This is a genomic window from Vibrio neptunius (assembly GCF_000967495.1).
Lineage (GTDB): Bacteria > Pseudomonadota > Gammaproteobacteria > Enterobacterales > Vibrionaceae > Vibrio > Vibrio neptunius.
Genome location: NZ_JXXU01000053.1, coordinates 47,703 through 62,378, shown reverse-complemented (window position 1 = coordinate 62,378; position 14,676 = coordinate 47,703). Strand labels below are relative to the sequence as shown.

Below are 14,676 nucleotides of genomic sequence, written 5' to 3'. Positions count from 1 at the left end.
AGTGCCTCCTTTAAGGCGAAAGTTAGCCCAACGTATGTGGGCTAACGGTTTTCTCAGGCGAGATATTATTGGTTAACTAGGTTCCATTGGGTGTAGTCCCATTCCTGACCGCCACCGCTAAACTGGCTTTCAGGGTAAGTTAGTTTTAGACGTGCTTTATTTCCGTACTGGTCATAAGCGGTGAAACGATATTCTTTCTGAGAATCGTTGATTGATGTGTTGCCTGAAAAAAGAAGCTGACTCAATGTCACCGAACGTAGTTTTTGGTTAACACGCCATGTAGCTGTACGGCCCTCACCCGCAGCACTATTCCAAACGTATTCATCTGAAACCGTGCGCTCTCGACCGGGTTCAAAGATATAGCCTTTCACCGAGCGGAATCCGTTTGGACAATCGCTGTAGCAGCCAAGCCACTCGTCTCTCAGGAATACTTTGTCGCTGTTCGATTCTTCCCAATTATCCATGGCAACTTTGGTCATAGTGATAGAGGTGTCCGTCGGTGTGATGTAGAAATTACGGACTTCAGCTTTGTCGAAATAGAAACCGTCACCTTCATCTTTCCAAACGGTTTCGCCTGTGCCAATGTCAGCAAACTCAGAAGCGCTGTATTCTTTAGGTTGCACACCTTGGTACAGAGCACTTTCATCATATGGGTAAGCACAGCTATCGTAGACACTGCCGTTATCAAACTTGATTTGCGCACAAACTTGGCGATATTGAGCCGTTTCGTTGCCATATACCCAAACCGTTAGCTTGTTTGATGCTGTTGAGAGAATGCGTGAGTTAGGAAGACTTTTAATACTCTGATAAGCGCCACTGATTTGGTGGGCGTAGTCATTCTCGTTGTAGGTATAACCCCAACAATCTCGCCCATAGCTACAGTCTTTGTCCTGGCCTAATTGGACGTCATTGCTTTTCAGATAAAACGAAATTGCATTCTTTACTTCATCATTGCTTACCGTCACAGGTGAACCGTAACGGTCAGAAAAGGCCACCGTGACATTGAGCTTAGATTGCATTTTGCCATTGGCGTAGAAAGGCATCGGAGCGCCAAGGCTTTCATTATGATCCGCACTTAGCATGATCGATGAAACCTCATAACTACCATTAATGGCGGCAAACGTTGATGTAGAAAGTAAAGTTAACGGTAGTATGACGAATATATTCTTTTTTAACTTGCTCATTATTAATCCCTTATTATTTATAAGTGTAATCATTGCTAATTTCTATCTATTAATTTAATTATTATTTTTGCTTTAGATTTTATCTCTAAATTAATTAGAGACTATGAACCTCCTTACCATTAAATCTTCAGCTCAGATTAACGGAGGTTTTATCGGGTTTGCAAAAAGGGGATTAGAATGGCATTTAAACCATGATTGAATTTTTATTCCATTTAAAATCAGCAACTTGAAAGCAATACTTTTAGCAAACTTAAGAATAACTGAACACTTAATAGCCGTTTTTTAGATTTGTTATGATAACTTCAATTCTATTTATAAAAATAGATATAGATATTTGTTGTCAGCCGAAATTTAATGACTTTTTGATGATAGAAGTGACAGTTAAATTAACTAATAGGTTATGATGATATACCTATATTTAGGTGTTATTTTTATTTTTAACGAGAATTTAAATCGAAAAAATCATATTTTGACGAAAGTGACGAGAACATGAATATTGTTAATTTAGGTAGATAATGACATTGTTGAGGTACTCGGTAGATTGATTATCCCGGTAGCATTGGCTGAATGATGTGCAGTTTGAGTCGAAACAACAATTAGAGCAACACTTGGATAAGCTCGATGTCAGTTTCCCAATCGCCTATGGTTTAAGTGGTCAACAAATGAAGACGCTAGGGCTTTATATTTCCCTACCACGTTCTGATGCCGAAACCGACCATAACTTTGCCGAGCCCGAGCTATTTGTCGTGAATGAACACGGCCATTTACACGTGGTTGACCTATCCAACAACCCATTTGTACGACCAGAGTTAGGGGCACTGACACGCGGTTTAGCTTGTATTCGCAATCCCGAGAACCACTACCCTATCCGTGGTACGCTAGATTACTAGGCCAGCGTCTTCAAATGGTTGGTTTTATGCCGCCTCGCTAACCAAGAGGTGGGTTGACCACAGGTGTAAGTCGTCATAACCATTAACTTTGTTTTCAGTAAAACAGCCTATATCTGATTAAACTTAGGTTCAAAACAAACGGTTGCGGTACTAAAAATTGAGCTAAGCTAATAAGACGCGTTATGTTTCATAAAACTCAGCGGTGTTTGGCCCATTTGCTTCTTGAAGAATGCGATAAATGCACTGTCTGAGGAAAACTCTAGCCAATGCGCAACGTCGCTCACTTGCCTTTCTCGGCACAATAGCTCTATCGCCTTAAGCGTTCTCCATTGCTGCTTCCATTCCTGATAAGACATGCCCGTTTCGGCTTTAAAAATGCGAGTGACCGTTTTAGTGCTAGCTCCAGCTGAATTAGCTAACGTCACCAAATCTGGAGCCAAAAATGCCTCATCTGATACCCGAAGACGAAAACTATTCAACCTTCGGTCGGTTGGCAATGGCAACTCGTAGGAGTAGGTCTTGCTATGATCAAACTCTTCCCAGAACAGAGCAGTGTAGTTGTTCATTTCTATTTCGGGTTTGTCTACTGGCCAGAAAGCCATTTTGTTGATCAGCGCTTTCAGCAACTCGCTGACTTCAATAATGGTAATGCTGTCTGGGCAACGAAAAGCATTACAATCAAAATACAGCGAACGGTACGCCACTACATTGGTCATAAAAGCACGATGCACAGTATCTGGCGGAATCCAAACCGCTTTAGTCGGTGGAAGGATACACACAGAGTTCGACAGCGCGAAGTTCATGCACCCTCTTGGCGCGTACAACAATTGACCTTTTTGGTGCTTGTGCATACCAGAATCGTGTCTGCCAAGATCAGCCGCAATTCCTACCACTTTCGAATCAATTTTATCGGGATCAAACATAGTATGTTCGTCGATCAGCACGCCCACCTGTCCTAATTTTGATGTTTTTGGTGTTATTGTCGTTAATGGAAAATTTTAGCGCTCTTTATACTTGATTCCAATTCAAATTTATTGAGGATTAACTATGCAGCCTAAACCTTCACTCTGGCTAATGTTCACTATGTTGATGTTTCCGCAGGTTGTCGAAACCATCTATAGTCCGGCATTACATTCTATCGCTCACTCTTTTTCCGTCACCAACGCTCAAGCTTCACAGACCTTATCTGTCTATTTTATCGCTTTTGCATTAGGCGTCGTGTTTTGGGGGGTTGCTGCTGATCAATGGGGTAGACGGCCTGCCATGATAGGAGGAATAACGGTTTACGGCCTATCAACATTGATTGCTTTGCTCAGCACACAATTTGAGTGGTTGATCACTGCTCGTGCTGCCAGCGCATTTGGAATTGCAGTTGGCTCGGTAGTGACTCAAACCATGTTAAGAGATGTCTTTGATGGAGAAGCTCTGGGGAAAGTGTTCAGTTTAATGAGTATGGGGATCGCTATCAGCCCCGTTATTGGTATGTCTATAGGTGGTCAGCTGGTACAAGCGGGAGGACATAATTATGTTTTTTCAACCTTACTGGTCATGGCTGTCGTTCTGGTCGTTTACAACTTGTGGAAGCTCCCAGAAACTCAGCGCGAAAAAAAACCGCTTAACCTTTGCCAGTTGGGTACATCGATGCTTAAGGACGGTCATATCTGGTACTCAACGATCATGATTGCCGTCTTCAATATCGCCTTGTTTTCCTACTATCAACTGGGGGCTTTCATCTTTACTAAGCTTGGCTTCAACTCTGCCCAGTTTGGTTATAGTGGTATTGTTCTGGGGGTCGGTACCTTAATTGGTAGCTATTTAAACAAGTATTTGTTGAGCAAACATACTCCATCGTCAACACTGGTTGGGCTAGCAGTTACACTTCTTGGCCTTGGAAGCCTAGGGGTTTATCTCACCCAGAACAGTATTTACTTTGTCATCATGATGATGCTGGTGGTGATGGCATTTGGCATTGCTATTCCAAATGTCATCAGTGCAGCGCTTAAAGATTACAAGCATTACACAGGCTCTAGCGGAGCCATATTAGGCCTGATCTATTATATGCAGATCGGCATAGGTTTGGTTGTCGCGGGACAGGTTCAGCAGCTGGGTACAGTTTTGTTAGGCTGCTCTATGATAGCTTTAGTATCCTACACCGTAAAATCGTACAACCAGTACCATTAGGTAAAAAAAGCAGCCGTAAAATATTGGCTGCTTTTATCTATATTCAGTAGGCGGTTAGATTACTCTTGCTCAAGCGCTTCCTCATCCATTGCCGAGGCACATCGAATTTCATACTGGTTAAAAGAAAACGTACTGGTGCCATGCACTCGTTTGGTAATGACTTTTTCGTCCCCGTATTGAACCGTCACGTGTGTATAAACCTTGTTTTTCACTTCAACAACACTTTCTGCCAAAGCTTGTTCAAGCTCTAGCTCGTGCCTGTCTCGTGCCATTTTCACTTTCTCTAGACGTGCGTTGGATTCCACTTTAAGTTGCTCGATACTGGCCCCCTCCTCTTCACTCCGCTCAGATTTAGGGGTTTTCTTATACTCCAGTTCCTTACGAACAACGTCCATCGTCGCCTCTTGAGCGAGCTTATATTGCTCTTTGTATTTCTGCTGACGATCTTTGAAGTTTTGATAGCGGGCAAATGGATTGATATAAGTTGCTGTATCCCCCTCAACACCAAGGTTTACACAGGTCACTTTGCCACCAACTTTAGCGCTGCCACCGCTTAAAGTACCTTGCTTTTCAGCAGCGTCTGATACGGTTAGATCTTTACCACAACGAATCTCATTATTCATACAATGTACAGCCAAGTTGATATTCTCTGCGGCTTGAAGTTCTGAAAACTGAGCATAATTCGCGGTTATTGACCCTCCCGCTTTTACGTGGCAGCTTTTTTCTTCGTCTTCTGACACATTGTGACCGATGATACCTTTAGCTACGTCAATATCCCCTTGAGCCTGAACATCTGCAGATTCAATAAAGCCACCAACCGTCAAATTCCCAGTAGCACGAACCATCATGTCGGACTCGATATTACCAGTAACTATCACGTTGCCTTTAAATTTGACATGCCCTGTTGCGACCCCAATAGTTGGTAGGCATAGAGCATCTTCAACTTCTACAGTACGTTCTTTAATCATTGGCATCCCTGAAACCGCAGCAATAAGCAAGTTCGGATCATCGGGTGATATTTCTGAGCCTTTAGACGCTTTAAGCATGGCATCATTGCCGGGCTTTGGTGGGATAGGCTTACCCTGAACCGTCATTCCTGGTGATCCTTTCGTCGCAGGAATACGCTTCATGAGGCGTGAATTTGCTTCGACAGTGACCGTCTCGCCAAGATCGAGCATATCCACTTTACCATCTTCATCTTGAGACGGAGCAAGCACTTGTTTGGTGATATCTTTAACTAAGGGAATGAATTTGGCGTCTTGTCCTTGAATAGGGTTTTTGCCTTTAGCGACAGGCTGGGTAAAGGTATCCCCTGGCTTTAATTGATGGCTCATCATCAACACTTTTTTCAGTGCGAGTTTATTTATGCCCTTGGTTACGTGTGCTTGAGCTAATGCATGTACAATTTGCGGGCCTTTAAGCGGCGAGCCACGATAAGCCCCAGTGACCACCATACTGGCTAGCATATCATGCTCCGATAATACCACTTCAACCACAGCATCTCTAATTTCAGCGATAGCGAAACCCACCAAAGCTTCGCTTTTTCCTTCTTTGGCACAGTTAATGAATCGAGTGATTTCATCGCTCAATACGCAAAAACCGGTCGCACCTAAGCCTGCTATCGCTTCTTCAACACCTTTACTATCAAAACGACCATCGATATTCATATCTGGTCGTAGTTTAGCAATAACCTGTTGATTATCATCAGATAAGCTGACTAACTTGTCCCACATTTACAGCCTACTTAATCCCGTCTCTATAACTTTAGTTTATATAATCCTCGCAAAATACAGTATTAAATTTGTGACAAAGTACGGCTTAGGTCACTTCTCAGGCGCTTTTACACTGTAAATAGACCTAAGCTGAGCTTGGGAAGTGGTGTTTCGCATCTAAACTGTACACTGCCTTAACACGCTTTCCTTGTTTCGAATAATTTAACGAATCACAGAGTTCTGAAGCCAATACAATCCCCCGTCCATGCGTTAAAGACTTATCAATATTGTGCTGCAACTTACGGTAGTCGAACCCTACACCATTATGTTCTAGCTCCAAGACAAGCTGTTTTTGTTCTGGTTTGAAATCAATCAGCAGAGTCACCCAAAACTCCTCAGAAAGTTCTTTCAGTTTCTCTTCACGCAATTGATAAAAGGTAAAGAAGCCATCAGGTTCTTCCTTGATTGTCGAGTCTAAGTGCAATAGTCCATGTTCAATCGCATTGGCAAAAAGCTCAGACAGAACGGAACAAACCAGATCTAAATGCGGCCCCGTTATCACCCCTGTCAGAAACTGCCTAACTTCATTCATGATCGTGACCGATTTAAGCACACCAGCTGGAAAATGCATTTTCGATTGAGCGGGCGTTTTGCTCATATAGTAACTGCTTTGCTGGACAACTTTGTCATTGCTGTTGGAGATGGGAAACTCCATCGCCAAGATTGATAAGTCATCGCCAACATTGCGACTCGCAAACTTCCGCACTGATTCAAATAAGGTTGGAATCAGTGCACGACCAGTCGTTAAGGCTTGTTCAAGACGTTCTTGGCCGTATTGTTCTCCGAGGCTATTTTCTGCTTCAATAACCCCATCGGTATAACAGACTATCTTTTGGTCGGGCTCCATCTTGAAGTGAACCAGATCAGCTTCAAATTCATGTGCCTTTAGCACGCCTAGAGGCATATGTGTAGAGACGAGCTTTCTGTTAATTGAGCCATCTCTGTCGAGCAGATAACCATCTGGTAGGCCACCGCCCCACCAAGAAACTTCGAAACCATTTGCTCGGATTTCAAAGACACTGGCAGCCAGCATCATGCCCATTGGAAGGAAGCGCACCAGCACATCATTGAGTTCACGGACAATCTCTCCTAGAGACAGACCTTTCGACGCCATAGAGAAAAACGCTCGGGTCGCAGGAATAGCTGAAATTGCAGCCGGTAGTCCATGCCCTGTCGCATCAGCGATCATCACGTATACTCCCCCGTGCGGCCGATTTGCCACAACGATTAAATCGCCGTTGAAAACGGTAGATGGGGTAGAAATATAGTTGATGCCATAAATGCTTTTTACTTGAGAACTCATTTCATCCATCAGATTGGAGAAAATTGACTCAGCAATTGCATAATCATAGCGAACTTGTTCGTGAAATTTACTCAACTCATCTCGTTGAATTTTTACCTCATTGTGCATTTTCAAAGTTCGATAATGCGCTTGTACCTTTGCAACAAGGACACTTCTCTCGACAGGTTTAGGTATAAAGTCTTCACCCAAAGTCAGGCATCGCTCAAAAGAATCGTGATCATCTAAAACGGTCAGGAAGATGATTGGGATGTGCAATTTAGGAAATGCCTCACGGATCTCCTTCGCCGTAGTAAACCCGTCTTTAACAGGCATCATTACATCAAGTAAGATCACATCTGGTAAAGAGGACATTTGGGACATGGCGTCAACCACGCCTTCACCATTTTCAAATGCCGTGATTTCCTCCGCCATCTCCCCAAGCATAAAACGACAAAGCTCTCGATTCGTAGCGTGGTCGTCAACTATCATGACATGCATACGACCCTCCTTGACCGCTATTCGATCAGAAACTTCTTATCAAAACGAGAAATGGTCAGTATTTTACGCACCTGTGGCAACGTATTAGTTATACGGATCATTCCATCTTCCTGCTCTAGGTAGTTGTGCATATTGAGCAACATTCCCAACCCAGCACTGTCAATATAATCGACTTTGCGCAAATCTATCGTAAAACGAAAGTCCTTCTTGTCAGAGTAACAACGACGAAATTCTTGAACTAAATTGAAGCCAAAAGCCCCTTCAATTGAGATGGTCACTTGCTTAGATTGCGAATCTATTTGGGTTTCTATCGACATGATGTCTCCTTTTCAACAACGAAGGCGAGCACGCCTCCACGACCAATAGGTTATGTTTGGGCATCAAAATAGCTCCACTTCACCTTCTTCAATATTTTCCTGAGAAGCGGCTGGAGCGCCTCGATGCTCAATACTAGATTTCAACTCTGCGACTGCTTGACTAAATGCTTGCTCGTCAATGGTGCCATTTTCATAAGCCGTCAGGTAGTCTGTTATCTGCTCTAAAAACACCACACTGTGTTTGGCATAATCCCCTTGCTGGACAATGATGTCTGTGAATTGCAATGCACGAATACCGTCCCCGACACGCCCATGTAACGTGGCGCCAATCGATTTAATTTTCTGAACTTCTTGTTCAACCGCGACGTTAGCTTGTTGGACTCCCTGAAGCATATCATCCACTTTTTCTTTTGACTCAATCGCTTCAGTCATATCAATCGAGGCCATTTCACCAACCGTTTTATTGGCCTCTTTGACCGTATTTTGGGCAATATTGATTTCTTTCTCGATTTCGCTATTCAGCTCCTCGGCCTTTACCGACAGGTTCCTCACCTCTTGCGCCACGACTGCAAAACCTCTCCCTGCTTCACCAGCCCGGGCGGCTTCAATGGCCGCATTCAGCGCCAAGAGGTTGGTCTGCTCAGACAAGCCACGAACCTGAGCGAGTAACTTAAATACCGTATCCAATTTGTCCGACATATCATGAATGCTATGGACCGCAGAGATACTCCTCTCCGACACGTTAATCAATGTATCGACAAACTGGCGAATAATGCCTTCGGTCTTTGGTAAAACCTGGGTGATATCGTATGCACTGTCTTTATTTCCCATCATGCTTGTCACTAATTCTTCAGCAATCGCATTTTGGCTTTCCGCTAGACTCTGCAACTCAAAAAAACTCTCATTCAACGTTTCGGCAGATTCACTCACCACACCATGTTGATGATCTAGCGGTTCATTGAGCTGCGAAGAAATCTTGTGTAGTAATTCACCGACACTATGCATCGCAACCTTTTTGTGTTTGGCCAATGTTTGTTTTTCTTTCTCAAGCGATTTAGGCACTGAAGCCGTACGTGGAAAAACAAGCCAAGGAACCGCTGCGGCTAACACCATCACGGCGACATGGGCAATAGATGAAGACAAAGTCATGCCTATGGATAACAACACAATCTGTGTTCCTATTGCTAAACTATAGCGAGTTTTTGCGGTGATAGTTTTCTTATTCATAGTACATCCCTGACGTCATGCCCTTTCTAGGTCTCATTTTTTTAAGCAATCACATATCTGTTGAGGTATCTGCTTCAGGCTCAATACCTTCTGAGCCGCGTTCATCTCTACCGCCACTCTTGGCATCCCCCAGACAACGGAAGAGGCTTTATCCTGAGCAATGGTCATTGCACCCACTTGACGCATTTTGAGCATACCGCGAGCACCATCTTGTCCCATACCGGTTAAAATAATGCCAAGCGCGTTTTGTCCAACCGTTTCTGCCACCGTATCAAACATCACATCCACTGACGGTTTGTGACGATTAACCGCGGGCCGATCATCGAGCTGGCAATACAAGTGCGCTCCACGCTTTACCACCACCAGATGCTTGTCGCCTGGAGCGACATACGCACATCCATTGACTAAAGGCGCGGTGTTGGCCGACAGTTCTTGTACCTGAATGTCGCTGTGATCGTTGAGGCGCTGAGCAAAAGACGCACTAAACATCGCCGTGATATGCTGGGTAATGACAATCGGGGGCAAACCAGAAGGAAGGGCTGACAGCACATTTCTTACCGCTTCGGTTCCTCCCGTAGAGGCGCCAATAGCAATCAGCTCAACTTTGGTTTTTAAACTAGTATGGGCCACTTTCTGTGCAGGAGTATGTGCAGAGCGGTCCAAGAAAACATTGGCGCCTGCCGCCATCTTGATTTTGTCGGTAATTTGATCTTTGTAATTGACCATTTCACCCGTGTTATCGACAGCAGGTTTGGGAAAATAGTCCACAGCACCTAACTCAAGTGCAGCTAATGTGGCTTCCGCACCATGCTGAGTTAAAGTGGATATCATCACCACGGGCATTGGGCGCAATCGCATCAGGTTTTTTAAGAATTGGACGCCATTCATTTTGGGCATTTCGATATCTAACGTCAGCACATCTGGGTTGTGAATCTTGATTAGATCCCTCGCCTGATAAGGGTCTTCAGCCATAGCGACAACGTCCAGCAAAGGATCAGCATTAATCATTTGAGCCAATAAGGCTCTAAAAACAGGAGAATCATCAACCACCAGTACTTTTATTTTTTTCATTAGAACAGCTCCACATCATCATCATGAGGGCGGTGACTTTCTTTATCCAATTGACTAGCGTACTTATCTTCTTCGTGCTGCAAGTGGTGGATTTCGTTGTAGGGGATCCGCTTCATCCACGCTTGTCCTGTTAGTGGGTTGAAGATGATTTTGCGCGGATCAACGCCTCCTAAGTCTTGCGCCACGACCGACAGTTCTTCCTGCTCGACATAATTAAGAATAAAGGCGATATTTTTTTCTCCGATCATAGAGTGGCGACCCAGCATTTGTGCACCCCCAAACAATTTCACTTTGAGGGATGATCGTCTAGCACCATGGGTGATCAAAGTATTGATTAGCATTTCCATTGCATGGCTACCGTAGCGTGATGCTGTAGACACCACCTCATTTGGACGCCAGGCGTTAATTTCAGAGTGGTTATGGAAAGGCAACAAAAAGTGGTTCATCCCTCCTATGGCGGCATATTCATCCCATATACACGCCGCGATACACGAGCCTAACCCCGTAGCAATGAGTTCGTCTTCTCGAGTGCAATATACGCCTCCAGGAAACACTTTGATCATGTGTTTATCTTTTTGAGGATGATAAAAGCGATTGAAATGGCTGTTTTCGTTTTTCGGCTTCCCGTTTTTTAGCCCAATCATAGCTGTCCCTATTGTTTTACATAGATGGTTTTGCCTAAGTGACGAAAAATATTGCTACAAGCTCCTACACTTTCAGAGTGTCCAATAAACAAAATTCCATTCGGTGCAAGCTGTTGATGAAACCGTTTGATCAGTTTTTCTTGAGTTGGCCTATCAAAATAAATCATGACATTGCGGCAAGAAATTAAATCAAAAGATTGTTTGAAATCCCATTTATCCAACAAGTTCAGCTGAGCAAACTGAATACAATTCTGCAGCCCTTTGGCCACTTTGATATTGCCTTCTTGGTCGCCCTTACCTTTAAAAAAACAGCGCTTCAGGTATTGCTTGGGGATTGAAGAAATGGCTTCATCGTTATAAATTCCCACTTTTGCATGCGACAATACTTTGCTATCAAGATCGGTGGCAGTAATCGAGACTCGCTCAAACATCTCGAATGCATTTGCACAGTAAAGAGAAGAGGCAAAGCTGTATGGCTCTTCTCCTGTTGAGCATCCCGCAGACCAAATCTTAATGTTTTCCGTCCCCTGCTGCTGCCACTCTTCCAGTAGTACCTTCTCGAGAAACTCGAAATGATGGTATTCACGAAAGAACTGCGTTTTATTGGTCGTTAGGCTATTGATGAACCTCACTCGCTCGTTGCTGTCTTGTTCGATCACAGATTTGTAATCGGCAAAGCGAGTAAGCCCCAGTCGCCTAAGCTGACGACTAATTCGTCCATAAACCATTGCCCGCTTTCTATCTGCAAAGTAGATGCCCACATGTTTGTGCATGAACCACTGGATAAACTTAAAGTCTTTATCTGTCAGTTCAAACTCTTCCCCAGACAGTCCGCCGCCCTCTCGGTTTAGAACTCTTCCCATTCGTCCCCTTCCTCGCTGGCTTTAAAACCAGAGTTAACGACACGCTGTGTTCTTATCTCCCTAACATTGTCATTCTGCCTAGTCTCTTTCGTCGATGTATCAAAACTCGCGACGTTGTCATCAGAAGCAAAGAAGTTCATTAAGTGAATGAGTTGCTTACCTTCATCTTTAAGCGACTGGCTAGCTGCCGAGGTTTGTTCAACCAACGATGCATTCTGTTGAGTCATCTCATCCATGGTCGTTATCGCTCGGTTTATCTCATCAATACCAGTCGATTGCTCAACGCTAGACGACGCTATCTGTGCGATGAGTTCAGTCACCTTCTCCACGGCCTCGACAATTTCGCTCAAGGTGTCACCTGATTCGTCTACTAATCGTGAGCCTTCGTCTACTTTTTCAACACTGTCTTTAATTAGGCCTTTGATTTCCTTAGCCGCAGCCGCACTGCGTTGCGCTAAATTACGCACTTCACCCGCGACAACGGCAAAGCCGCGCCCTTGTTCACCAGCGCGTGCAGCTTCCACTGCGGCATTCAGTGCTAATAGGTTTGTCTGGAAGGCAATTTCATCGATAACACCAATGATGTCAGCAATTTTCTTGCTCGCGGTATTGATCTCCGACATTGCTGAAACCGCTTGGCCCACCACCTCACCGCCTTTACTCGCTTTCTTAGTCGCATCTTCCGCAAGAGAGTTTGCTCCTTTCGCATTATCAGCATTTTGACGAACCGTGGCCGTCATTTGCTCCATACTTGCTGCTGTCTCTTCTAGATTGGAAGCCTGTGCTTCTACACGTTGGCTAAGATCATTGTTGCCTTCAGCTATTTCAGTAGAAGCGGTAGCAACTCGTGCCGAGGCCTGAGTGATCTTATCAACCATATTGCGTAGATTCAGAATCGACGTGTTGACGGCATCCGATAGACGACCGAATTCGCCTTTGTTGTCTTCCGACATATTGGTATTCAGATCCCCATCCGCCACACGGCTCATCACATCAATACACTGGCCTATTGGCTCAACCATGGTATCAAGTAGGTTGTTGATCCCATCCCCCAACTCTTTCATAAAGCCACTGTAAACAGAGGTATCAATTCGCTCGTTTAACTCACCGGAGATGGCACGTTGGATTAATGCTTCAACCTGACGCTGACCATCTTGCTGCTCGGTAATATCTTCCCACTGCAACGCTGGGCCAATGTAATTGCCTTGCGCGTCATGCATGGCAATACAGGTCAAATTAAACTCAAGACCACCCACGGCAATATTTGAGCTAAAGGGTAAGCGGTCGGGGTTATTGATAATATTTCGCTGATGACTCGGGTTCTTGTGGAATACATCAATATTTTTTCCGACCAAATTGCTAGCATCGAATCCTGGTAGCGCTTGTTGTAAATCACTCTCTCTGGACTTGAGTAACGTGGCCAATGCTGGGTTGAGATACTGAATAATGCCATCTTTATCAGCCATCATTAGGTTCGTCGTCATGCCTTTTACCGCCGAGGCTAAACGACCGACTTCCTGCTCTTTTTCACGCTCTTCGGTGACGTCACGCCACTCGAGAGTATTACCAATGTACTGGCCTTGCGCGTCAGTAATCGCAGCAACATTGAGCTCTATTTTGATACCTGCAATATCAATATCCGTTTTATAGGGAAGATTATTTGGTGTAGAAAGGAGCTGCCTTTGATGGGCTGGATTGTGATGAAACTCATCAATACAACGGCCCATCAGCCACTCTTCAGATGCCCTAAAGCCAGACCAAACCGTACGCAGCTTAGACTCGTGTTGGCCAAAAAGATCAATGGTTTCTTTGTTGACATAAGTGATAAGAAAATCACGATCAATCATTACCATCGCGGTTTGAGCTTGATCAACCGCCGCTTGCAGCCTTGCCACATCATCTTGTTGAGCACGTATCGCGGTGACATCTGACCACTCTAAAGTATTACCTATGTAATTGCCCTGCGAATCAGTAATCGAAGCGACATTCAGCTCTATGGTTAACTCTGCAATCTGAATATCGGTCTTATATGGTAAATTCGACGGATCCGACAGCAATTGCCTTTGATGAGCGGGGTTCTTATGAAATTCATCAATACAACGCCCCATCAGCCACTCTTCTGAAGCCGTAAAGCCTGACCATACTGTTCGTAATGTCGCTTCGTGTTTACCAAATAACTTGAGGGTTTCTTGGTTGGCATACGTGATGTTGAAATCACGATCGATCATCACCATAGCCGTTTGGGCTTGGTCAACCGCTGCTTGCAACCTAGCAATATCATCTTGCTGGGCAACCGAAGCCGTCACATCAGCCCATTCTAGTGTGTTACCAACGTAGTTACCTTGTCCGTCTATGATGGCGCCGACATTCAACTCAATTTTTACATCTTTGACGTCAATGGTCGTGGTGTAAGGCAGATTGGAAGGATTGGACAACATTTGGCGCTGATGCGCTGGATTGGAGTGAAAACCGTCAATACAATAGCCGATTAAAGACTTTTCATCGGCACGAAAGTTTGGCCACAGCGACTGAAACAGCGTCTCGTGCATTTTCAGTAAGTCCAGTGATTTTTGATTCACGTAGGTGATGTTAAAATCCCTATCGATCATCATCAGTGCTGTTTGAGCAGCGTTCAATGCAGAGAAGAGTTGATCTTTCGATAACCCTTGATTACTTTCCGGCTCGTAGTCTTCCATTAAACTATCCTGCGCAATGGATGAAAATTGCTCTGCAGCAGGTTGTGGTTT

11 protein-coding genes and 1 pseudogene are annotated in these 14,676 nt (G+C 44.4%); 2 read left to right on the top strand and 10 right to left on the bottom strand.

Annotated elements, in window-relative coordinates; translation table 11 throughout:
• Window positions 1-65: 65 nt before the first annotated feature.
• Complete coding sequence (locus TW84_RS18785) at window positions 66-1,184, bottom strand: hypothetical protein (RefSeq protein ID WP_045977157.1); 1,119 nt, start codon at window positions 1,182-1,184, stop codon at window positions 66-68.
• A gap of 572 nt (window positions 1,185-1,756) precedes the next feature.
• Here TW84_RS18785 and TW84_RS18780 point away from each other — a divergent pair.
• Window positions 1,757-2,074: pseudogene (locus tag TW84_RS18780) on the top strand (thioredoxin domain-containing protein); the annotation flags it as partial.
• A gap of 167 nt (window positions 2,075-2,241) precedes the next feature.
• Here TW84_RS18780 and TW84_RS18775 read toward each other — a convergent pair.
• On the bottom strand, window positions 2,242-2,997 hold the full coding sequence (locus tag TW84_RS18775) for an AraC family transcriptional regulator (protein ID WP_240478200.1): 756 nt from the start codon (window positions 2,995-2,997) through the stop codon (window positions 2,242-2,244).
• Window positions 2,998-3,121: 124 nt separating this feature from the next.
• On the opposite strand from TW84_RS18775, the gene TW84_RS18770 reads away from it, so the two are divergent.
• On the top strand, window positions 3,122-4,255 hold the full coding sequence (locus TW84_RS18770; RefSeq protein ID WP_045977155.1) for a multidrug effflux MFS transporter: 1,134 nt from the start codon (window positions 3,122-3,124) through the stop codon (window positions 4,253-4,255).
• 59 nt (window positions 4,256-4,314) lie between these two features.
• On the opposite strand, the gene TW84_RS18765 is transcribed toward TW84_RS18770, so the two are convergent.
• The 8 genes from TW84_RS18765 to aer2 form a co-directional block, all read right to left on the bottom strand.
• Window positions 4,315-5,988, bottom strand: coding sequence for a DUF342 domain-containing protein (locus TW84_RS18765; protein ID WP_045977154.1), 1,674 nt, complete (start codon window positions 5,986-5,988; stop codon window positions 4,315-4,317).
• Between the two features lie 124 nt (window positions 5,989-6,112).
• Entirely contained in the window at window positions 6,113-7,807 is a 1,695-nt protein-coding gene (locus TW84_RS18760; RefSeq protein ID WP_045977153.1) for an ATP-binding SpoIIE family protein phosphatase, read from the bottom strand.
• Window positions 7,808-7,824: 17 nt separating this feature from the next.
• Window positions 7,825-8,124, bottom strand: coding sequence for an STAS domain-containing protein (locus TW84_RS18755; RefSeq protein WP_045977152.1), 300 nt, complete (start codon window positions 8,122-8,124; stop codon window positions 7,825-7,827).
• Window positions 8,125-8,187: 63 nt separating this feature from the next.
• Window positions 8,188-9,351, bottom strand: coding sequence for a methyl-accepting chemotaxis protein (locus TW84_RS18750; protein WP_045977151.1), 1,164 nt, complete (start codon window positions 9,349-9,351; stop codon window positions 8,188-8,190).
• A 33-nt stretch (window positions 9,352-9,384) separates the two neighbouring features.
• Window positions 9,385-10,422 (bottom strand): protein-glutamate methylesterase/protein-glutamine glutaminase, encoded by a 1,038-nt coding sequence (locus tag TW84_RS18745; RefSeq protein WP_045977150.1) that lies wholly within the window; start codon window positions 10,420-10,422, stop codon window positions 9,385-9,387.
• Window positions 10,422-11,066: a chemotaxis protein CheD gene (locus tag TW84_RS18740; RefSeq protein ID WP_045977149.1), complete on the bottom strand. Its 645-nt coding sequence runs from the start codon at window positions 11,064-11,066 to the stop codon at window positions 10,422-10,424. Before TW84_RS18740 ends, TW84_RS18745 begins: the two co-directional genes overlap by 1 nt.
• Before the next feature lie 8 nt (window positions 11,067-11,074).
• Window positions 11,075-11,929 (bottom strand): CheR family methyltransferase, encoded by an 855-nt coding sequence (locus tag TW84_RS18735; RefSeq protein WP_045977148.1) that lies wholly within the window; start codon window positions 11,927-11,929, stop codon window positions 11,075-11,077.
• Window positions 11,914-14,625: an aerotaxis transducer Aer2 gene (aer2, locus tag TW84_RS18730; protein ID WP_045977179.1), complete on the bottom strand. Its 2,712-nt coding sequence runs from the start codon at window positions 14,623-14,625 to the stop codon at window positions 11,914-11,916. The genes TW84_RS18735 and aer2 overlap by 16 nt, the downstream gene beginning before the upstream one ends.
• Between the last annotated feature and the right edge of the window lie 51 nt (window positions 14,626-14,676).

Bases quoted from the DNA above. Each gene is read 5' to 3' on its own strand.
- TW84_RS18785 (WP_045977157.1), bottom strand. From the start codon at position 1,184: ATGAGCAAGTTAAAAAAGAATATATTCGTCATACTACCGTTAACTTTA.
- TW84_RS18775 (WP_240478200.1), bottom strand. From the start codon at position 2,997: ATGTTTGATCCCGATAAAATTGATTCGAAAGTGGTAGGAATTGCGGCT.
- TW84_RS18770 (WP_045977155.1), top strand. From the start codon at position 3,122: ATGCAGCCTAAACCTTCACTCTGGCTAATGTTCACTATGTTGATGTTT.
- TW84_RS18765 (WP_045977154.1), bottom strand. From the start codon at position 5,988: ATGTGGGACAAGTTAGTCAGCTTATCTGATGATAATCAACAGGTTATT.
- TW84_RS18760 (WP_045977153.1), bottom strand. From the start codon at position 7,807: ATGCATGTCATGATAGTTGACGACCACGCTACGAATCGAGAGCTTTGT.
- TW84_RS18755 (WP_045977152.1), bottom strand. From the start codon at position 8,124: ATGTCGATAGAAACCCAAATAGATTCGCAATCTAAGCAAGTGACCATC.
- TW84_RS18750 (WP_045977151.1), bottom strand. From the start codon at position 9,351: ATGAATAAGAAAACTATCACCGCAAAAACTCGCTATAGTTTAGCAATA.
- TW84_RS18745 (WP_045977150.1), bottom strand. From the start codon at position 10,422: ATGAAAAAAATAAAAGTACTGGTGGTTGATGATTCTCCTGTTTTTAGA.
- TW84_RS18740 (WP_045977149.1), bottom strand. From the start codon at position 11,066: ATGATTGGGCTAAAAAACGGGAAGCCGAAAAACGAAAACAGCCATTTC.
- TW84_RS18735 (WP_045977148.1), bottom strand. From the start codon at position 11,929: ATGGGAAGAGTTCTAAACCGAGAGGGCGGCGGACTGTCTGGGGAAGAG.
- aer2 (WP_045977179.1), bottom strand. From the start codon at position 14,625: ATGGAAGACTACGAGCCGGAAAGTAATCAAGGGTTATCGAAAGATCAA.